Consider the following 20,569-nt stretch of genomic DNA (forward strand, 5'->3'; position numbering starts at 1 on the left):
AACGGGTCGCGGCCGTTTCGCATTAGGGCTGGAGAAGTGCGCCACCGTATTGCGCCCAAAGGTGTTCGCAGTCCCACACCCTCAAGCTCGGCGTTCCTGGTTCCCCATATACGACCATTGCACCACGAACATCGTAGCCAAGCACCGATGCATTGGCGACGAACTGGATAGCGCGCCCTAGGCTGATGGCGCCGATCCTTGTTTCAACTTTGCTGGTGAGATCGATCACGCCGAAGATTTCGGCGCCTCCGCCTCTGCCGGCCAAAACAGCCGTCGATACCGCGTCATTCACAGCAAGCAGCATCGCATTTGTCCCTGTAAGCAGCGCCTGCTAACTTCGAGGTGCGAATTTCGTTCCGCGTCCCAAGAAACAATCTCGGATACCGTATCCGGTCAAGCGGTTCGTGCTTCGCGGTGCCAGAGATTTACCGGAAACGGGGCCGGCCGACGGCTATCGGTATTTCTTGCAATCGTTGAAGGTTCGGGAGTGCGCCGACAAGTCGGCAGTTGGTGATTGTCGGCAAACTTTTCTCACCCGCACAACTTCCTGGCCTCCGGTCCCAAGGTTTTGCGGTCATTGCCGTGTTTGCCGATCAGTTCCCGAACCTGCTCGGGCGTAAGCCGGTGCTGCTTGGCGAAATAGCGCACCTCATAGTCCTCATCGGCTGAGACGCGATCGCGGTCCCGGAAATCACGCTTGGTTTTGTCATCGGCCATGGCGGTTTCTCCTGAGAGAAAGAAGAACAGCGGCCAGGCGCGATTGTTCCTATTCGCTTTTCAGCAATCGCTAACGGAACGCTTGCGGCCGTGCCATATTGAATCAAATTCGGTATCGCGCGTGGTTTTCGATGCGTAAGCCTGCCGGTCGCGTCCCGCTATCCTTCATTCGTCCGATGGAGCCGGAGCTCGTCGAGCAGCCGCCTAAAGGCGAAGGCTGGAGCCACGAGGTCAAATTCGACGGCTACCGCACCCAGGTCGTCAAGGATGCCGGCGGAATTCGCTTCTTCACGAAATCCGGGATCGACTGGACCGCGAAATACCAGCCGCTCGCCAAGGAGGCCGCCTCGATTGGGGGCGAGAGTTTCATCCTCGACTGCGAGGTGATCGTGACAAACGAAGCCGGGATTTCCGACTTCCACGCGCTGCGCTCGGCAATTACCAGGCGCCCCCAAGACCTCTATCTGGTTGTGTTCGATCTGATGCACCTGAATGGCCACGATCTGCGCGACATGGCGCTGAGCGACCGACGCGAGATCCTACAGGCGCTTATTCCGGCCGGCGGGCACATCCAATTCAGCGAGTCTCTGCCAGGCACCGGTGACGCTTTCTACTACCTGGCTTGCGAAGCGGGGTGGGAGGGTATCGTGTCGAAGCGGCTGGACAGTGTCTACCGCAGCGGATCGACGATGAACTGGCGTAAGATCAAGTGCCACATCGAGAAAGTTATGGACGTCATCGGCGTGAAGCGCGAGAAGGGCAAACCGGCGATGGTGCTGCTGGCGAAGAACGGCCGCTACATGGGTGCCGCATTCGTGACGTTCAAAGCCGACAAGCGACAGCGATTTTGGGAACGCGTTCAGGCCAAGGCCGGCGCTCCTCCGCCGCAGGGACTGGTGAAAGAGAAAGCTGAATGGCTGAAGCCGGGTCTGGTGGGCCGGGTGAAGTGCCTCAAGGGCGAGGAGAAGCTTCGCCACGCCTCAATGATGGACTTTTGGGACGAATAGACCTGGTCTGTTCGGTCGGCTTTGAAAGCCGCTCAAAATTGACCCTGACCCTGCGGCCCACAGGCTTAAGTGCGGCCGTGACGGCTTCTTCTAATGCATCGCCGTTTACGAGCGAAGGGCTTCGACCCGATAAAATCTCCGGCCAGAACCGTAGAGCTGAACTGACGATACCCGCTTGCGCAGCCGCCGCTCCTTGGGCAAATGCTATTGTCTTCTCTGTCACCGCCAATATTGCCTCGGCCCCTTTCGGGGCCTTGCTACTTGCATCTAAAGCAATGATGGGAAGGCGCATAGCCACGACCGCTGGTGCCAACAGCAAGTCGCCGTAAGGAAAGGCTGCCTTTCGGATGCGACTTCTTTTGCGAACTGCCATCAGCCGCCCCGTTCGGCCGGCGCCGAGACCTTAATGCCAATACGCGCAAAGGGAGGCTTTGTTCCTGTTGGCGAAAACCCAGATCGTACTTCGTACGACAAGCGACGTGCCGGACATCAGGTCGTGGCAGATCAGAGTTGAACCCGGTGCGCCGATAATGTGAGTGGCGAGACCGAAAAGCCCCAGCGCCGAGGGGGGATCAGCGCTGGGGCCGTAGCCATGTACGCGGTACTCAGCATGTCCGCTCATTAGCCTAATCTAATATCCTGAACGAATGGTGAATCGGCGGGTGGAGCTGTCAAAAATATAATCGCCTTTTTCGAAGCCTTTTCGGGGTTTCGCCTTAAATGGTTGAAGGGCAGGCCTCACAAATCGTCACGAGTGGATAAACCTCGAGCACCGAGGAGCCCCCCGGACGGCTGCAATCTCAATATCGCAGCCGGGACGGAGGCTGATCACGCTTGGCGCGAACGTAGGATATTCCAGCCAGCGTCGCTGATTTCCATGTGCTGGTTACGAGCGGCATCGCGCCACATGCGGATCATCTTGGCGCTACAAAGCGCATTCATGTCTCGGGTAACGGCCCCGTGCCACCAAGATGTGCTGGCAAGACGAACTTGGGCGATCGGCCCTTGCCCCTGCGCGATCTGGCGCAGGAGCGTGAGTTGTCGATCAGGCAGGGTGCCCATCAGCACCACCCCTCTTCGCCACGCCGTTCGAGTTCATCGGCGATCATTTCAAGGCCGACGTCACCGTCCGGCAACTCATCGTAGAGGCGCTTCAGCCACCAGGAGCCCACCAAATGGATGCTCAGGTATTCGCTGCGGTCCGTGCTGGGGATGCCTTCTTCGCCAAACATTGCCGTGCCTCCATTTTCTTTAGGTCTGCCGAACCTTCGAACGACGAAACGTGATCTACGGTCGCGAGACGATCACGGTTGAAGCCGAGTCTATCGAACCCAAGTTCCTGTCCGGCATATTCCAAGACCTTGGGAAGTCGGACGATCGGCCGACGCGTCGGATCATAAAGACACCCACCGCGGCGGGCCTGTCCGTTGCAATCCACCTGCTTCTCCGCGGGCACAGTGCTACGCGCGGCACGCGTCAGAGATCCAAAACAGGCCTCCATCGCGTAGCAACGGTTGATCACGCCGTGTTGCCAGGAACGATGGAGGGTTTCAGATCGTGCTTGGTTTCATGCTGGATGCTTGGTCGGCTTGATCATCCGTTGCCTTCCACCGCGCTATCTTCGTCCAGCGCACGCGGCACCGGCAGATAGGCATTGGCGACAAGCCACTCGCTCACGATCATTTCCACCAAGGCCGGCTTCGGCTTGCCCATCTCGGCGGCCAGGCCTCTCAATACCTCGTCGGTGTAAGGATCGAGGCTAAGCCCGCCCACATTTCTGAGCATCAGCGCGGCCCTCCGCAGCATAATCTGCAGATCGGCCCGCGACGCGTCCGCGATATGGTTGGCAGCGCTTTCCAGTTCATAGACGAATTGATGGCGGGACATTACTCATGCTCCTACAGCAATATCTCCCCCTGGCCGCGAGGCTTGAAGCTTGAAGCGCGGCGCGCTCGCTTCGGCTTGGAGAGGACACCCAGCCGCCGTCATTGATGAGAGCCCGTCATGCTCGCAAGCCGCCCGCACAACGGCATGTCCGTCACTCGGACCTGGGAGTTTCTTCGCTCATGGACAATTGTGAACAAAATGAGAACGAAAAGTCAAGCAGGCCCTTGACCGGAAAGGAATATGTTCTCAATTCCAATCCATGCCCGAGCAACCGGAAAAGTGGCCAAGAGGCGCAGCCTGGACCCTGTCGCATGCCCACGATGCCGGGCAAGTGGCTGGAATCCGCTGCGCCCGGTGCAACGTCACGCGCTACTACAAGCCGGCCGAGCTGCGGGAGGTTATCGGCAACGTTACGATCGATCAGGTGCGGAACAGCGTCCGGTGCCAGCAATGTGGAAGCCGGGAGTGGATGACCGCCCAGCTATTCCACCCGACCGGCGAGCAGGCCCACACCATCCGCTTCCGGCGGCTGGTGCAGATCGGTTGGGAAAAGCGTGTGATTTGGCGCGATGAGTAAACGAACAAGAGTTGCTGCGGCCCAGCCTAGGATCGCCACCGGTCGGTGCTGAAGCCGCTGCAAAAATGGCCGGGCGAGCAAACTGCGACCTCCGCGCAGTCTGACCTACCAGCCTGACAAACGGTTAAGCTCGCGCCTTCCGCTTCGCAGATGCTTTGGCGGCCGGCTTGGCCGCAGCCTTGCGGCCGAGACCGCTGGCTTTCGCCAACTGCGATCGCGAGGCCGAATAGTTCGGCGCGACCATCGGATAGTCCGCGGCCAGCCCCCACTTCGACCTGTATTCGTTGGGGGTCAGTCCATAATGGACGTCGAGATGGCGCTTCAGCGATTTGAACTTCTTCCCGTCCTCAAGACAGACGATGTGGTCCGGAAATATCGACCGTTTCGGATTGACAGCTGGAGTCTGGACCGGTTTCTCGGGTTCCGACGGCTGCCCGATTTTCGAAAGCGATTGATTTACACTGTGAATAAGGTCCGGCAGAGCCGAAATCGGCAAGGCATTCTTGCTCACATAAGCCGACACAATGTCAGTGGTCAGCCCGATCAGGTTGGTCATTTCATCAGCCAAAATAGCTTCTCCTTTTTAGCACATCCTCCTTACTAACTTGCGAATAAAGATTAATCAATGCCAGAAATGGCCTGTGTATTTGTAAATCAGTGTGTAGCATCTGGTGTAAGGAGCCTATTTCATGCAACTGACGATGGAAACATTCGGTGTCGGAAGGCGGGTCTGCATTCCTCCAGAATAACGTATGCCTCCGAGCGTCATCAGCGCGACAACGCCAAATCTCGCTCCACTTTAGTGGGGGCGGGCTTGACAAGCTATCCAATCGATACGGCTGATTGCGGTTCGGTTTCTGGAAGAAACGCTCCATGACAATGTCTCATCTCTTACGTCCTGCATTGCAAATGCACTATTCACCTCGGACGGCGCCATGGGTGCAAGCGGGCCGGCCGTTGAGAATGGATCGGTGAACTATTGTTCACCGGTACGTCGCTATGCCAATGGCTTTTCTCGTGCAAATAGTGTGCCGTACAAATTTTCATCGTCACATCTACCCCCATCCTGGGACATTGAATATCTCACCGAGATGCCCTGGCAATTAAGTCACTACTCATGGAATAACTGGATCGGGCTCGCCTTGAGCCTGGCCGCCGGACTTGTGGGTAATTGAAAGCCAGTGAGACGAACAGACTGCTTTTGTCGTGATGGTGGATTTGTGCCAATTCCACGGCAAGAATTCAGCCGGCCTGCAACAGATGCACCCTGCACTCTGATCGCATTGAAGCATAGACCGGCGGTTCTGGATGCATGGCATCGGTTTTCGCTTGTGGGCAAAATTTGTGTTTCACGCGTCAGAGCTTTGTGCGAGCGACATTCCCGGGGCGCTCGGCTCGCGACGCCGCTATGCCCGGTGCCTCCGACAGAGTTGCGCGATCCGACTTAGCTTTCCTCTGCCAACGGGTCGCGCGCCTTCTTGGCATATTCCTCAAGATAGAGACGCGACGTTTGGTCCGCCATTCTTTCCGATAACTTTTGCACCATCAGTTCAACGTCGGCGTTCAAGTCGGTGACCTCCACCTCGCTGGCCGCATTCACACCATCGAAAATCATCTGATTAAAGGCCTCGGCGTCGGAATCGAATGCCTCGCGGACCTCCTGGCGCAGAAGCACCGGTGAACGTGCGACCTGAATGCCGGGCTCATCTTCACGCGCCAGACGCCGATCTCTCTCAGGATCCTTCTTTTTAAGGATGCCCGCGTATTTGTTCTGCTCGAGCTTCTCCAGATCGACCTCGAGGGAGTCATCATCGCCCTGGTCGATGGCGCGCTGCGCTATGGCCGCCCCACGGCGCTCGCCGGCAATCTCGTCGTTCAGAGGGCGCCGTTTCCGGCTCGTGCGCGTATCGCTCTCCCCATCGTCGGCTTTAGGGCGCTCGTTGCCATGACTGAGTGATGCCGAATTGACGTTCGCGATGTGCTGAGGCGGTCGTTCCTTCTGCCGGTCTTTCCTCAAATCGTCTTCAGTCACTCCCGCGGCCCGTTTCTCGTCCAGGTCAAGACGCTGGCGCAGTTCATCGAGGGATGAGATGAACACCAGCCGGACACCGTCCTTCACCTTAAACCGAACATCTTGCGCATGCTTGGGGCGCTGAGCCCCTCCTCTACCGGCCCTAACCGCTTGGCCACCGCCATTGTGGCCGTTATCCAACGAGCCCTTCGGGTTCGGCCGCGCTGCATTGAATTTTTCAGTGTCAGCGACGGTCCACTCGATCGGTTCCATACGTGGTTTGGGTAAGGCCTTGAACTTGCGAACCTTCGAGAACATGCGCTCCCCACCGGAATCCAGCTTCATGATGCGCATGAGCGGCATGCCGGTCACTTGCAGGATCGCTTCTTCGGGCTTCATCATCATCAGCGTGTTGACAGGAAGAAGGTCAACAGACACCGGAACTTTTGAAACCGAGCGATCCCGGCGACCATGACGGTGGGTGTAAGACGACTGCTCGATCCATTCCGTCGTCTTACCAGCCGCCATGGACACCGCCGAGGCGTCTTCCTGGTTCTGGAAATTCATGAAAAGCTTGATGGTGGAAGACCCCATGAGGATCTTCTGTCCGGACTTCTGGTAAAGCCGCTCAAGTTGGGCACCGTCCTGTAGAATGAAGACGAAGCGCACACCGTTTTTTCGGATCAGCGGCGCCAACGTCAGAACCGTGTCGATGCGACCACTATTTCCGAACTCGTCGAGCATCATCAGGACTTCGTGTTCGCCATCCCGCAACTTGCCCATCTGGACCAGCTTGTCTGCCATCTGCTGGATGAAAATCGAGATCAGCCGCTCATAGATCTGGATGGCGTTCCAGTCGGCCTGCACGTAGATCACCATCTTGCGCTTGCGGATCAGGTCAACCGGGATCGTCGTTATCGAGGTCAGTGCCTCCACGAGAGGGTTCTGCAGGAAATTGAGCTTGGCAACAATCTCGGCCGCGATACCTTCGCCAAGCTTTTCATGTCGTCCTGCGAATTTGGTCAGCTGCATGCGGGTCTGGTCAGAAAGAACGCTTTCATAGTTCTCGAGCAGCTGCACGATAGCCTTGCGCTCGTCCGACATCGAGTTGAGGATTCGATAGAGCTCGCTCAATGATTTCCGCGTATCCGGGCATTCGAGAACGAAACCCAACATCGCCGTCATCAGGATACGAGCACTTTCCTCCCAAAAGTCGGATGAATCGGAGCGAAGGCGCTCCGGAAGCAGCATCTGCGTCAGCTTCTGAAGATCGGTGATCCGCTGATTGGGGTCTTTGCTGATAAGATCGAGGGGATTATAGCCGTCGGTTTCCTTCGAGCCCGGCGCCAGCAGAAAGACTTCGTACCCCTTGTCTTTCATGTAGCCGGAGGTCTCCTCGAACAACTCGCCACTCAAATCGAGGACGAACTGCGAGCCCTGAAAACTCATCATGGTCGGGATCACGAAGCTGCGCGACTTGCCCTGCCCTGGCGAACCGATGACCATGACATGTTGGTCACCGTCATTGCGCAAAAGCAGCCCCTGCTTCAGTCCGAGCACGATCCCGTGCTTGTCACGCAGCCGGAAATCAGACGCATCTTTCAGCGTCGCCAACCGGGCCTTCCCCATAATCATGCGCTGACGCTTTTGGATCGCTGCACCGATCGGAAATCCGACCAAAAGCCCAGCAACCGCAACGCCTGCTAAAGCTGCCAGAACCGTCTGGCGCGCCGGTCGCTGAAAGACGCCTGCTGCGTCGATCGCACCGAAGGGGGCCTGATACATCGCAAAAAGATGATTGCCGTAATACCCAGCCGCGGCGGCGTTGTTGCCAAATTTCGTCGCTACCAGATAGAAAGCGATACCGTAAGCAACCGCGCCAACATAGGCACCCGCAAAAATAACGCCGGTGTTTGCGATCAGGCTGAACGTTGATCGCACATGCAAGAGATAGAGAATCTTGCGCGAGAACGCTCTTCCTCCCTTCAGCATCCACAAGCAAAGCCACGCGAAGAGGAACGGCGCGGCCAGAACGAACGCTAGGACGGACAGACCGAAGGTGTTGCGGATACCAATGATCGACCAGAGGTAGCCAACGCCATCGCGAAACGGGGCTTGTGAGAGGTAGTTGAAGAGCGAGGCCGTGCCGAATGACGTCACATAGAGATCGTAGATGAACGTGAAGAAGGCAAGCCACATCACAATCGCGGCAATAAGCGCCACCGGGAAGGTGCAGAAGGATACTTTCTGAAGGCCCGTCCACTTCGGGCGGTCAATCTCCTCGTCCGTGTATACGCTTGCCATCTTCGTCTACCTCATCGGCGAAATAAATTTCGCTGACGCCGCGACCGCCGGCGGCATCACTCTTCTTCAACTGAACCACAATCGGAATGATCGACCGGATGTAGCGAACGATATCGTCACGCTCCATGCGAACATTGCTGTTCAGGACGAGCGTCGACAGCCGGTTAAAAGCGTGATGTGGCGAGTTGGCGTGAATGGTCGACATCGATCCCGGGTGGCCGGTGTTGATCGCATTCAAAAAGTCGAACGCCTCGTCGCCACGCAACTCGCCCATGAAAATCCGGTCCGGGCGCAAACGCAGCGCGGTGGCCAGAAGATCAGTCATGGTCACGCGCGCTTCTCCCTGCCCGCCTTTTGATACGAGCAGCGAGACGACATTTTCCTGGCGCGGCTCGAGCTCGGCCGTGTCCTGCATCAAGACAAAACGCTCATTGTCTGGAATTGCGGTCAGCATCGTGTTGAGAAACGTCGTCTTGCCCGTCGACGTGCCACCGGAGATCAACATGCTTCGATGATTTTTGGCCGCAATCTCGAGAAAGTCTCTCACTTTCCCCGCGCGCAACAGCTTGGACAACTCGACGTCCACGTCGTCGATGTAGTCGTCCCCTGTTCGCTTTGTGAACCGAAAAGCCCCCGCTTTCTCATAATCGTTCAGGTCGAAGCGACGGATGAACTGCTTTCTGATCGAGAAGGCGTGCCCGGTTGCAGAGGTGGGGCTCAAGACAAACTGGACGCGTTCGCCATTTTCAAGCGTGGCCGACAAAAGCGGACTTTCAGCGTTGATGTTTTGCTTGGTGAAGGATGCAGCGCGGGAAGCCATATGGCGTATGGCCTCTTGCTCCAGACCCTGCACGCTCACTTTTTCCATGGCGAGCCTGCCGATCCGCTCCAGCCACACTTCGTTGCTCCGCTGGCATGAAATCTCCACGATGCCAGGATCATCGAGAAATTGCCTTATCGGCTCCAGCGCCTCGGAGAGAAAGTGTTGCTCTGGCGATATCGTCGGGCGTGCATTCATTTATAGACGAGCCCGCCTGAATGAGGGGCAGCGTAGCCTGGCGGCGGGGCTGCACTTGGCCGCTGTCTCCTGTTATGCAGAAGCCGCTCGAACTCTTCACGAACGGGATCCGGGTAGAGATCCGAGAAATCGAGATCGCGAGTGACGAAAACCGTGATGTCGGAGCCTTGGGCAATATGGATGGTGGGCCGAACGTTTCGGGTGTCCTGGAAGGCTTCAGTAGCCATCTGCTGGATACCGGAAGCGATCGTTTCGGCCGCAATCTGTCGCGCACGGTCCTGAGAATTGTTGCCGTTATCCTGCGGAACCCGTGTGACCGATCCGTCCGAGTTGACGATGGTAATGTACTGTGTGTCCTTCTGACCGAGCGACGCGACATATTGAGCCGCACCCCCGATCATCGTCATCAGCGCTGGCGGCCCAAAACGTTCCCAGTATTTCTTGTCCACCTTGCCGGTCATGCCCGACCGGCCGAGACGGTCAGTGCCATATGAACCCAATTGCACCGATACGCCGTCCCCACGGATCATTCGGGTCCACACGATGAACACACGTTCCTGCCCGCGCTCGACACCAGACTTATAGTCCCCGATCAAGGACGAGCCGGCCGGGATCAGAATTCGGCGACCATCGAACGAATAAACGTCCTCCCGCACGCTTCCCTTCACCATGCCCGCAAGATCGGAGTTTATGGCAGTTTCAAGCGAACCTCGGATCATCGTTCCTTGCGGGATCCACGCATCGGTCCTGCGATTTTGGGTCGCCGTCGAGACTTCTACCCCCTGTGCGCCCATGGCCTTGAGAAACGCTCGATCACTATCCACGGCGCCAGCGTCACCTGGAGCCTGCTCTCCAGTTGCAGAAGGATCGCCGCCGCCAATCATGCCGCCGCCGGCTTGATCATTTGCCGTCGCCTGTGCAGCTCTGTTGGTTTGATCCGACTGATCAAACACCATGGAACTCGAACGCACCCGCTCGAGCAGCTTGGCTTGCCGAGCAACTTCAACGCACTTCGGATGTTCCGGGTTGTTACCGTTTGAGCAATCGACATCAACGGGTGGAGCTGCCGGCGTCGCTGCCGGAATCGCAGCGGCCGGAGGTGGTGGCGGTGGCGGCGGTGGAGCCTCTGGCACCTGCACCGTTGGCAAAGGTGGCGGTGCCGGTGCGGTGAAGCCTTCATTGCTTGGCGCTGACACCGGCCGGAACTCTTCGCGAGGTGTAGTGTCCACGGCGGGGGCTTCTTCGCCACCAGACAACAGGAAATAGAGCACGACGCCGACACCAGCTATTGCGGCCGCAACGGCGACCGGACGCATGATGCCGACGCCCGCCTTCCTGACCTGTCCACCGATCGCTATGTCGCCTTCGATTGGGTGATAGTGAGAATCTGACATATCGCCCTTACCTTGATCAATTTTCGGATTGGATGAGGCTGTTACGGGCTCGGCCCGAACCTATTCTCTTCGGGCCGACTACGCCCTCGATCGGCGCTGGCGCATCGGCCGGAGCGGTTCTTAAATTGAAGAGGCACGTCTCCTCCTCCGTGCCGTAGCGCAGTGTCCATTGCCGGGAGACCGTATCAATCACGATATAGTCCTCTTCCCGGCGATAATTGACGAGACTTTCCCGCCGCTTCCGGTCAACGATGAAAATCGCAGGTGTGTCACGGGTGAACTTCATGAAGGTTTTCAGCCCGTCGTCAAACACCCACAAAGGCTTGGCTGAATCATCACCCTTGAAACCATAGTCGTAGTTGACCTTGTCCCGGCGGATGTTCTTGATATTAGGATTTTTTTGAGCGTCCTGGGCCTGCTTCCACAGCTCTGCCGTGCCCTTCAAGCCCGCGTCCTCTGGATAAGTGAAGCGCAGCTTATAGGTCTGATTTTGCATCGAGCGGCTGTCATTGACGCGGAGATCGAAGGAGTAGGTCCGTTTCGTCGTCACGACCGACAAGTTCGTCGGCGCATCCTTCTCCATTGGCTTCAAGGTCAGCGACCGCCGATCGGCAGATGTGAGAATCTGCCATGACACTGTGTCGCCCGCGACGACCTGCGTGATTTCCTCATCGGCACCGAACAGAATGGTCGTCACCATCCCGTAGGTTCCCGTCACCAAAAAGACTTGTTCCGACGAATAGGGCAATGTCCGCACGCGCGGATCAAAACGGCCAGCCCGTGCAACCAGTTCTGCGTGGGCCATTGTCGTCGTTAGAAGCAGGCTCAAGAGGATAGCCGTAGATCTCGTCATTGAACCAACCCGGTCGGCATATTTTCCGGCACCTTCACATACTCGGTCACGACAAAGCCGAGCGGGTTGAAGAGCCGCACCCTATTGCTTGCCGGCAAGTTGATCTGCTTGTACCGCACGGTCGCAGACCATCTGTTCACCACCTCGCCACCGCGTTGCCGTTCCCTTGTCTCGAAGCGCACTGACATAGTGGTCGCGTTAAGGGGATTGACCGAAAGGATTAGCGGGCGAATTTCGCCGGTTGATCCAAGTGTCTTGACCGGCCCCAGCGGATTCGACGGGTTCATCGAGTCCTCGTAGTCCTTAAAGGCCTTCGAGTCCGGTTCGGACCAAACCGCGATCATGTCGAAATTGTCGGAGAGATAGCGTGGATCGTAGGTCTCGCGACGAATGACATAATTACCCACGAAAGCGGCGCGAACCGCCTGCATTTCGGCGACGTTCGTCCGATCCTTCTCAAGCGTCGTCACCGTCTCCATGTAGCCGGTATGCTTGTCCACTATCAAAGGGACAACCTCGGTACGCACCAGTGGAAACAACTGCGCCACAGAGAAGGACAAGATGCCCGCGACAGCCCATCCAGCGATAGCGAAGAACAACAAGATCAATCCGATCAGCGTCCTCAAGGACCTGTTCTTTTCGCCCCATGAAAGATGCTGCTTATATGTCTCTTGCGGACCTGGTACCTGACTGCTTGGCCCTTCTAAATGTCGCGTTTTAGGAAATGCCACCTGCCAACCTCATAGGTTCTAAACTCGACGCAAACTTTATCGCGTGTGAATCAATCACATGCATCCTGGATTATACTCCAGTGTAAGAAAAGGGATTTTTGATGCCCAATGGCAACCGCAGCAGTTAGCCGCCGCCGCTACGCCGTCTTTTCGTCAACATGCGCCCTAACGCACCGGCGCCAGCGCCGACGCCTTGGCCAATAGCACCACCCGTAGCCATCGTTGCCAAAAGTGCCCCTTTCGGTCCACCGGCCATGGCAAGCGCCGCCCCTGCGGTCTGTGCAGCTCTGTTGCCCCGTGAAAGTCTGTGCTGAATACCTTGAGAGATTTCCGGCACATACCCGCCCCCGGATACTCCTTGCATCGCCGCACCGAATGCAAAGGATTTAGCGAAGTCGGGCACCTGCAGAATGAAATATGAAATAATAGCAAGATAGAGAACGATGGCGATGGCGATCGCGAGTGCGTTCTCCTGAGTTGCCATGCTATCATTCACGGTCTCCATCATTCCGGCAAGGAAGCCAAAAGCCAGCCCTGCCATGATGTACGTGAACAGGAGCATAAACATCCCGTAGGCGATCCCCCTTACCCAAGCGCCAAAGACAAAATTCGTGATCCGAAAAAAATAGGAAAGGATAGCAATCGGGCCGACTGCGAGCATTATGGCCGTAATCATCTTCGCAAAGAGGGTCACTCCTGTCAGTATCAGGAGCATGGGCAACAGGCCGAAGCAGAACACAATGAAGACAATAACCGAGCCTGTCACATTTGGCATGATTCCGGACTCGAATGACTTGAATAACGTCATTGTGAAGTTGTAAATCTTCAGGCACATACTGGCGACTTGCTTCGCCAAATTCTCGCCTGCTACATCGCCGCCCATGGCGGACGATATTGCCGCTCCCAACTCCTGCGGCGAGTTCAAAACAAACTGTGCGATATTATCATAAAAAAGAGCCCAAGACATAATGAGCGCATAGGCAAGAGTAATCTTGAACCCGGTAACAGCCATGTCCTGTAAGGTCACGCTGGAAAAACCCAGGGCTCCCCACAAAAAATACAGAATTAAAAACAATGCCAGGATCGCTGAGATCAAGTGACCGTGCTCAGCAAAGAGTCCCCACGCGCGTTCCAAAGACGCGACATTGATCTTATCGAAATAGCTTAGCGCGTCGCCATAAAAATTGACTGCATAGCTGACCGCGTCCATCGGCCTCCCCCTAAAATGGATTCGCCGGCCTCATGGGACCACAATCCTCTTTCACAAACTCTGTCGACATGGCCCTGGCACTGATGCCACTGCGGTCCTGACCATAGCCCAAAGCAGGGGCTGGGTTTTCGTCATCAGAGCATTTCGCCAACAGCTCATATTTTCTGTTGCCTGCACAACCACTGAGGACTGAGCAGGCAACGATTGCTACTACAACCAATTTCACTGACTCTGATCCTCGAAAGCCTTCAGTTGATCGCGTACAGATGACCCCTCCGGCTGTTTACCTCCGCTCCGGATAACGCTCTCGGGTAGAGGTGCAAAGACCCTCATATTCTGAGACGACGTTGCCAGCCCGGCCTTGTACTGCTGGTTAAGGAGCATCACTTGGTTGTTCAACGAACCGACTGCTTCATTGGCGGTCTGATTGCCCTGCAGCACCATTTGCGTGTTCTGCTCGAGCGCACCTTTGAGGTCTTTTGCCGTTCCGATCTGCTGTGTAGCCTGCTGGAATGAATTCTGACGATCCTTCGACGCAGCATTCATCGCATCCGTTAAGGCAGTCATCGTTGTGAGTGCGCTAATCCCCTGCGAATAGGCTTGATTGGCCCCTGACAGGTTTCCCCCATTGACGCTGTCGGTGACCATCTTCACCAGATTCAGCCCATTGATGAGCTTCGCGGCGGCATTCTGAAACTGCCCACCGATCCCACCGAAGACAGCTGAATTGCCCGACAGGATGCTGTCGAAACCCGGCGCCTGGCCCATGCTGAACCCATTGCCGGTTGCGAGCGAAGCAAACTGGCCGGCGTCTTGGCTACGATCACCGGTAATTGCCTGCAGGGTCTTCGTCGTGTTGTCCTTGACGACAGAAGTATCTTGTTGGATCTGCGCCGACAGACGCTGGATCTCCTGGTTGATCTTGATGTTTGCAGCGTCTGTAACAGGGACCTGTGCATATGCCGACGACATCGCCAGAACGCTCAATGCGCCCGCTATGATGAGCTTCTTCATTTGCCTATCCTTTTTTCCAACTTTTACTGGGCGATCGGTCTATTATCGACCACTGTTATGAGGCCCAACGCAGGATCCTCCATTGCTGAGAACGTCGCCAATTGCCCCTTCAAGCGCGCTTGCTCCTGCAGGCTCGACAACCAACCTTGAATGTCTTTCGTCGACGCGGTCGATGGGACGGCATAGCAGGCCGTCCCTCCCGTATTGAAAACTGACGGTGGACACTGGACCTGCGCCATCACCAGCGATCCATCACCAAATCCCTTGTCATTGCCCGCGCCACTTGATCGCAATCCCGCCGACGCAGCCATCAGGCCAGCCTGCAAACGCTGAAGATATTGTTGGTTAGAGGCTGCCGATTTCCCAACGATTTCGTTCCACACCTTGGCCCGCTCAAGCTGAGCTTCGGTATTGCGATCAAGGGCCTTCTTCAGTTGCTCGCCGCATCCTTGATTGTAGCCGACCGTTTCCGGCGGTGGCGTGTTCGCAGGCGTCTGATCGCCATTCTGCGATTTGTTACGATTGTAATAGCCAGAGACCTTCTTCACATAATCTTGCGTCTCCGGAATCTGCGGAACTTGGCCATTGGCGAGCGACTGCCGGTATGGGCCGGCGTTGTAGCCTGCGGCCACGAGATCATAGCGATCGCCGAACATGCCTTGCAGCTTTTTGATGTATTTCACACCGCCCCGGATGTTATCCCGGGTATCGTACGGATTGACCTCCAACTCTCCTGCTGTGCCAGGCATAAGCTGCATGACGCCAACAGCGCCAACACCGGATCGTGCGGACTGCCGAAATCGGGATTCCTGCTCGGCAATGGCCATTGCGAAATTCGGATCGACGCCCTGCCGGATCGCCTCCTCTCGGACCATGTTGGCGATTTCTTGCTGGCTATGTGTTTGTTTCGACGCTGGCGCCTGGGCAGTGCCTCCCGACATCCCTTCGGCGGAGCAATCCAGCGGCGACCCCGATCCCTGCCCCGGCGCAACACTGTCAGTCGTTCCGCCTGTTGCCCCTTTCACCTTCCTGGTTTCAGCTTCATAGGTCGTATACCAACCCATCGTCTGCGTCTGGATGTTCACGCGTGCCCCGTCAATAACCGGGATCTGCGCCAGTGCGGCCGAGGACGACAGTGCGATTGCCATTGCCACGGCTGCCGACAAGGGCTTCCCGGGGGACATTGCTCTAATCATCCCCTTCTCCACGGTTCCAGTCACAGAATTTCGAGAGCCAGTTCTTCGGATCCTCGCCATGCTCGTCGCGAAGCATCTCAGCCTCGCGTACGGTTTCTTCACGACCCGACAGAACCTTGATGAATTGCGGCATATGGGACATATCCACGCGGGCGATGACGCTGTCCTTCGCATGCTTGATCAGCATGAAACGCGACTTCGGATCGCCGTTCTTCACCCAATCGAATTCGGCCTGTGAAAGACCGAAGTGGTCCATGTAGGAGTTTTCATCAGCCTTGGGATTGGCGAAGAAAATGTTGGTGGAGGTCTGCTCGATGATGGTTCGGCTTACACTCGATTGCACCACGTCGTCAGCTGACTGCGTTCCGAAAATCACAAGGCCGTTACGCTTACGAATGGTCTTGAAGTAATCCTTCATGGTGCGCTTGAATTCGTCGTCGTCGAGCAGCTTCCACGCCTCGTCCATCAGATTGATGATTGGCGATTTGCCGTCGTAAATGCCATCCAGCCGGTGGAACATGTACAGAAGCGCCGCCGTGCGAACAGTCGGATCGTCGAGGATCGATGTCATATCGAAACCGATCATCGGCTTCGTAACGTCCAGATTGTCTTCGGCATTGTCGAAGAGCCAGGCATACGGGCCTTGATCGACCCACTTGTCCAGCCGGGCGATGAGGCTGCCTTCAGTGCGCTCGCTGCCAGCCAGCAACGCACGCAACGACGAAAGACGCCGATACGATTTATCCTTGGTTTTCAGGACAGACTTGATCGCATTGCGGATGATGGCCTCTTCCTGGGGCGTCAGGTTCTCGCCTTCCTTGGCCGGCCTGAGCATGAAGCTCAGCAGGCGGTAGAGGAACACGCGGTTCTCTTCCGTATCCTCGAGAAGGAGCGGATTCCAACCCGACGGTTCACCCGGCTCCAGCGTCATATACGTTCCGCCAGCCGCCCGGACCATGATGTCGAGACCACGATCCTTGTCGAACACAACGGTCTTGAGCCGCGGACTGACGCGATAGGCTTGCAGGATCATGAAGGCCATGATCACGGTCTTACCGGAACCGGTCGGGCCAAAAACGGTCGTATGCCCGACGTCGCCCTGGTGGAAGTTGAAGAAGAACGGCGTCCCTGACGTCGTTTCAAAAATGGTAATTGCCGGCCCCCAATGATTCCCGTCCGGCTTGCCGTAGGGGTAGGCGTGGAAGCTGCTCAATCCAGCAAAATTCAGCGTAGAAATTAACGCCCGACGCGCGATATAGGCCTGATTGCCGGGCAATTGCGCCCAATAGGCAGGCTCAGCATTCAGATCCTCACGCACATATGATGCGCCAAGGGCGCCCAATTCGTTGCCGACAAGGGCCACAGCATCGTCCAGCTGCATGGTGTTCTTCCCGATCGGCATAACTGTCAGATGATGCTCAGCAAAAGCCACGCGCTTTCGCGCCAGTTCATCGCGGGCAATGTCGAGGTTCCCCTGTACACTCGAGCCACCCTCGTCCGCTTTGGAGAGTTGCCGATCCAAACGCTCGATCCGGCTGCGGGCGGCAATGTCGTCGATGAAAGACATCGACTGCGTAACGACCATCTCAAAGGGGAGTTTCAAAACGTAATCGAGCATGCCCGCGCCGGTCTCCGGAGGGTACTCCTTAAGCGAGACCATGGCTGCAAAGCGGTCTTCGTCGGTCGTGTCGCCCTGCAGATGAATAATGCGATTGCCGATCGAAGTTCGCCGCGCTGGCAGCAACACGTCAATTGGAATGTTGCCCAGTCGGATAGGCCGTACACGTCCCCCGTTCAGCAGCGTGTAGAGGAACTCGCACTGCTCCGAGAACCACACCTTCCGCGCATCCTCTTCGAGGACCATATCCTCGGAGATATCGCGATAAATCCGCTTGCCGTTGCCAAGATCGACCTCGACGCGTTGCACGTCGCGCAGCACTTTCGGCCCATAGGCCTCCAAGGACTTTTCCAGCGCCCTGGTCGCCTCGACGAGCTTGTCGCGCATAACGCGAAACTGCTCTTTGCGGACAACATTTCCGCCGATACCCATAATGCGCGAGAGCGCAGATCCCTTCTTGAAGAAGGGCCGAACGACAAGCGACACATAGGTGTCGTTCACGAACATTTCGTTCTTCGAAATGTTCGCCTGATAGACGTCGTCCATCTTTCGCATGAAAGGATCGGCAAAATTCGATGGCAACGATGGCGCCACCTTGTGCCGAATGACATGTGTGTAGAATGAGAAATTTCCGATCGACGAGATCGCGCGGAACGCCGAATTGCGTTGCCGCTGAAGCATGTTGATTGTTTCGATGTCCGCGGTCTCAAAGGAAAAACCGTTCAGTCGGAGCGTGCTGACGAGGCAGTCATTTTTCAGCCGAATGATGCCGTTCTCCGTTGGCACGTAGAAGGGAACGTGGCTGGAGATGCTCTTGTCGGCAAAAATCTCCCAACCTTTTGTCAAGGATCCCTTCAAGGAACGCGCCATCGTATTCATTCGATCAAACCCCGTACGTCCGAACCCCGCCTCCAAGCTTGCGGCCCAGCGGGTTCACTCCGCACTTGCTGAGACACCCCACGATGTCAAAAAACCAAAGATCGAGCTTCACCGTCAGCACATACAAGATACTGTGGCAGACAACGAAAGAAATCGGGAACCAAAGAATGGAACCAAGGACCATAAAAAGCATCAGAGAGATGAAACATTCCGCAAGAAAGTAAGTGTAGGGAATGCCCATCACTGTTGGCGGTCGGGTCAAGGCCAGTATGACGGGGTAAGATTCGATATATTCGTCTTCCCCGCCATGGCTGGTGCTTCCAGCCGACATGGATCAATTTCCGCCGCCGGCCAGGAAATCGACTAGTTCAGCAGCAGCGAACATGCCTGCAAGGCAGCCAGCAACACGAAGAAGAGCACCCCACGACCAGTAGCCGAACGCTGCAGCCAGGAACATACCAATGAACGCGATGGCGCCAACCGAACGGCCGAACCGGCCCGTAAAGAACTGCACGAGACGATCCGCCGCTTGCTGCAGAGCATCAAGGTTCTGCGCCGCGGCCGGTTCGTGTTGACTAATCAGCAGGATCATAGTGGATACGGCGAGCATCGCGCCGTGAACCATCCATTTGCGGCCTCTTGTCGAGTACCAGGCCGACCGGCCATGTACGGCAAGCGCCTGTAGCGTCCCCGCGAACATATTCATTGAAGCGCCTCCTCTTCCTTTCTGATCTTCACAGGGCCGCTGATGGGGACCTGCCCACTCTCCTGTTCCACACGGCCGCTCGCATCCGCCGTGCTTCCAATGGAAAAGACGAGCATGGCCGACTTCGCCCGATCAGCTCGACCCGATCGACCACTCGCTTTCCGCGCCGCCGGCGCAGTGCCGACACTCCTGCCGATCATGAAAACTTCGCCGGTTGAATTCGTGTTCGTATAAAGGCCAACCACGCGCGTTACGTAGTCGGCAGTTTCCCGGATCAATGGCAGAGAGCGGCGAACGTCTACCCGCGGTTCGCCTGCGTTATACGCCGAGGCGATCAGCACAGGATTTTTGTACTTGTCGACGAGCACGCGAAGAAACCGCGCGCCTGCTCGAATGTTTTGCGCCGGATCCGTGAGATCTATCGCCCCAAAAGCATGCCCTACCGTGGGCATGACCTGCATCAACCCAATCGCACCAGCAGGGCTTACGGCTTGCGGGTCGAACCCGGCGTTCTCTGCCTTCATGATCGACAGCATCAGGTTTGGATCGACGCCTTCTTCTGCGGCGATTAACGTCACCAGTTTTGCGTATTCGCCAGGAACGCCGCTGAGCAGGTCCGGCCTTGGTTCCGTTGATGACGCTATGGCCCCGGTCGGAGCGAAGGCTTCGGCATCCTGCACCGCACCATATGAAAACACGTCCATCGATGAGCGAACCGACTGATCACGCAGCCCAATCTCTGCTTCAGGCGAATAAGCGACAACGATCGGATTTTCCCTTGCCGGATCAGGATTAGCGGGAAAAGTATTGTCAACTATATCGAAGCCACCCCGGCTCTCACCAAACCGCTCATTGAACCGTTCTTTTTCAAGTGGCGGGGGGGCCGTCTTGGCCGTCAGCGCAACTTTCACGAGAGAGCTGAATGTCGTCTTCTCCGGTGAAACCTTCACGTTCACGGGGCGGTCGGCCAGCGTCATCACTGACTGAATGGCTCCATCGTCACGACGAGCTGCTATTGCGGAATCGGCAACATTTGAAACTGCGCCGAAGCTTGTCAGGACAAACATAGAGGTCCCTGCGGCGAGCTTAACGCTCCGCGAAGACCCCTTCCTCCAACCTTCTCCATGCACTAACAAGATGCGGCTCCATCGACTGCGCAACTGTGAGTTCTTTCACCGTAGTAGAATATTTTGAATCGCATTCCAAGCCAAAAATCAACCCTTCCCTTGGCTTTCCAGCGCTTAGAGCGATCAACCTCTAATTTTAAATCGTCTAATAAAATCAGCCACGTACCCGTGACCAGACGTCGCGTTTCCACCGATAGCGAAGCTGCTCATGATCACCAAGGACCTTAGAGAGACTTACGGCGGTGCCTCCTTTAATGAACACGGAACCCGCATTCGCTCCCGATCTTATGCCATGGATTTCGCACAAATAAATCGGCAAC

At 56.5% G+C, this 20,569-nt stretch carries 20 protein-coding genes; 2 read left to right on the forward strand and 18 right to left on the reverse strand.

Annotated features, from left to right (window positions below; all coding sequences use genetic code 11):
- Positions 1 to 22: 22 nt before the first annotated feature.
- Both ABID26_RS22145 and ABID26_RS22150 read right to left on the reverse strand, forming a co-directional pair.
- Complete coding sequence (locus ABID26_RS22145) at positions 23 to 304, reverse strand: hypothetical protein (RefSeq protein WP_354416370.1); 282 nt, start codon at positions 302 to 304, stop codon at positions 23 to 25.
- 227 nt (positions 305 to 531) lie between these two features.
- Positions 532 to 717, reverse strand: coding sequence for a DUF3606 domain-containing protein (locus ABID26_RS22150; RefSeq protein WP_354416372.1), 186 nt, complete (start codon positions 715 to 717; stop codon positions 532 to 534).
- 131 nt (positions 718 to 848) lie between these two features.
- On the opposite strand from ABID26_RS22150, the gene ABID26_RS22155 reads away from it, so the two are divergent.
- Positions 849 to 1,724, forward strand: coding sequence for an ATP-dependent DNA ligase (locus ABID26_RS22155; protein ID WP_354416373.1), 876 nt, complete (start codon positions 849 to 851; stop codon positions 1,722 to 1,724).
- A gap of 828 nt (positions 1,725 to 2,552) precedes the next feature.
- On the opposite strand, the gene ABID26_RS22160 is transcribed toward ABID26_RS22155, so the two are convergent.
- From ABID26_RS22160 to ABID26_RS22170, 3 genes are all read right to left on the reverse strand, one after another.
- On the reverse strand, positions 2,553 to 2,792 hold the full coding sequence (locus ABID26_RS22160) for a hypothetical protein (protein ID WP_354416375.1): 240 nt from the start codon (positions 2,790 to 2,792) through the stop codon (positions 2,553 to 2,555).
- Positions 2,786 to 2,956, reverse strand: a complete 171-nt coding sequence (locus ABID26_RS22165) for a hypothetical protein (protein WP_354416377.1) — start codon at positions 2,954 to 2,956, stop codon at positions 2,786 to 2,788. The genes ABID26_RS22160 and ABID26_RS22165 overlap by 7 nt, the downstream gene beginning before the upstream one ends.
- Positions 2,957 to 3,317: 361 nt before the next feature.
- Positions 3,318 to 3,611, reverse strand: a complete 294-nt coding sequence (locus tag ABID26_RS22170; RefSeq protein WP_354416379.1) for a hypothetical protein — start codon at positions 3,609 to 3,611, stop codon at positions 3,318 to 3,320.
- A gap of 259 nt (positions 3,612 to 3,870) precedes the next feature.
- Between ABID26_RS22170 and ABID26_RS22175 the strand changes: the two genes are divergently transcribed.
- Positions 3,871 to 4,188: a hypothetical protein gene (locus ABID26_RS22175; protein WP_354416381.1), complete on the forward strand. Its 318-nt coding sequence runs from the start codon at positions 3,871 to 3,873 to the stop codon at positions 4,186 to 4,188.
- A gap of 124 nt (positions 4,189 to 4,312) precedes the next feature.
- On the opposite strand, the gene ABID26_RS22180 is transcribed toward ABID26_RS22175, so the two are convergent.
- The 13 genes from ABID26_RS22180 to ABID26_RS22240 all read right to left on the reverse strand — a co-directional run bounded on the left by ABID26_RS22180 (position 4,313) and on the right by ABID26_RS22240 (position 20,189).
- A complete protein-coding gene (locus ABID26_RS22180; protein WP_354416780.1) occupies positions 4,313 to 4,744 on the reverse strand; it encodes a Ros/MucR family transcriptional regulator in 432 nt (143 codons plus the stop codon).
- A gap of 888 nt (positions 4,745 to 5,632) precedes the next feature.
- Positions 5,633 to 8,503 carry a type IV secretory system conjugative DNA transfer family protein gene (locus ABID26_RS22185; RefSeq protein ID WP_354416383.1) on the reverse strand — a complete coding sequence of 957 codons (2,871 nt, stop codon included), beginning with the start codon at positions 8,501 to 8,503 and terminating at the stop codon, positions 5,633 to 5,635.
- Positions 8,472 to 9,521, reverse strand: a complete 1,050-nt coding sequence (gene virB11, locus ABID26_RS22190) for a P-type DNA transfer ATPase VirB11 (RefSeq protein ID WP_354416385.1) — start codon at positions 9,519 to 9,521, stop codon at positions 8,472 to 8,474. The genes ABID26_RS22185 and virB11 overlap by 32 nt, the downstream gene beginning before the upstream one ends.
- Positions 9,518 to 10,915, reverse strand: coding sequence for a type IV secretion system protein VirB10 (gene virB10, locus ABID26_RS22195; RefSeq protein WP_354416387.1), 1,398 nt, complete (start codon positions 10,913 to 10,915; stop codon positions 9,518 to 9,520). The genes virB11 and virB10 overlap by 4 nt, the downstream gene beginning before the upstream one ends.
- Positions 10,916 to 10,931: 16 nt before the next feature.
- On the reverse strand, positions 10,932 to 11,744 hold the full coding sequence (gene virB9 / locus ABID26_RS22200) for a P-type conjugative transfer protein VirB9 (protein WP_354416389.1): 813 nt from the start codon (positions 11,742 to 11,744) through the stop codon (positions 10,932 to 10,934).
- Between the two features lie 20 nt (positions 11,745 to 11,764).
- Positions 11,765 to 12,394, reverse strand: coding sequence for a VirB8 family type IV secretion system protein (locus ABID26_RS22205; RefSeq protein WP_354416391.1), 630 nt, complete (start codon positions 12,392 to 12,394; stop codon positions 11,765 to 11,767).
- Positions 12,395 to 12,623: 229 nt separating this feature from the next.
- Positions 12,624 to 13,709: a type IV secretion system protein gene (locus tag ABID26_RS22210; protein ID WP_354416393.1), complete on the reverse strand. Its 1,086-nt coding sequence runs from the start codon at positions 13,707 to 13,709 to the stop codon at positions 12,624 to 12,626.
- Between the two features lie 222 nt (positions 13,710 to 13,931).
- The gene (locus ABID26_RS22215) at positions 13,932 to 14,723 is read right to left on the reverse strand and encodes a conjugal transfer protein (protein ID WP_354416395.1); all 792 of its coding nucleotides are present in this window, start codon (positions 14,721 to 14,723) and stop codon (positions 13,932 to 13,934) included.
- A 23-nt stretch (positions 14,724 to 14,746) separates the two neighbouring features.
- Positions 14,747 to 15,871 (reverse strand): lytic transglycosylase domain-containing protein, encoded by a 1,125-nt coding sequence (locus ABID26_RS22220; protein ID WP_354416397.1) that lies wholly within the window; start codon positions 15,869 to 15,871, stop codon positions 14,747 to 14,749.
- A gap of 40 nt (positions 15,872 to 15,911) precedes the next feature.
- Positions 15,912 to 18,416 carry a VirB4 family type IV secretion/conjugal transfer ATPase gene (locus tag ABID26_RS22225; protein ID WP_354416399.1) on the reverse strand — a complete coding sequence of 835 codons (2,505 nt, stop codon included), beginning with the start codon at positions 18,414 to 18,416 and terminating at the stop codon, positions 15,912 to 15,914.
- A 4-nt stretch (positions 18,417 to 18,420) separates the two neighbouring features.
- A complete protein-coding gene (locus tag ABID26_RS22230) occupies positions 18,421 to 18,747 on the reverse strand; it encodes a VirB3 family type IV secretion system protein (protein ID WP_354416401.1) in 327 nt (108 codons plus the stop codon).
- Positions 18,748 to 18,750: 3 nt separating this feature from the next.
- Positions 18,751 to 19,122, reverse strand: coding sequence for a TrbC/VirB2 family protein (locus ABID26_RS22235; protein ID WP_354416403.1), 372 nt, complete (start codon positions 19,120 to 19,122; stop codon positions 18,751 to 18,753).
- Positions 19,119 to 20,189, reverse strand: a complete 1,071-nt coding sequence (locus ABID26_RS22240; protein ID WP_354416405.1) for a lytic transglycosylase domain-containing protein — start codon at positions 20,187 to 20,189, stop codon at positions 19,119 to 19,121. Before ABID26_RS22240 ends, ABID26_RS22235 begins: the two co-directional genes overlap by 4 nt.
- Positions 20,190 to 20,569: the final 380 nt, after the last annotated feature.

It is taken from the genome of Mesorhizobium shonense, assembly GCF_040545255.1.
Classification (GTDB): Bacteria; Pseudomonadota; Alphaproteobacteria; order Rhizobiales; family Rhizobiaceae; genus Mesorhizobium; species Mesorhizobium shonense.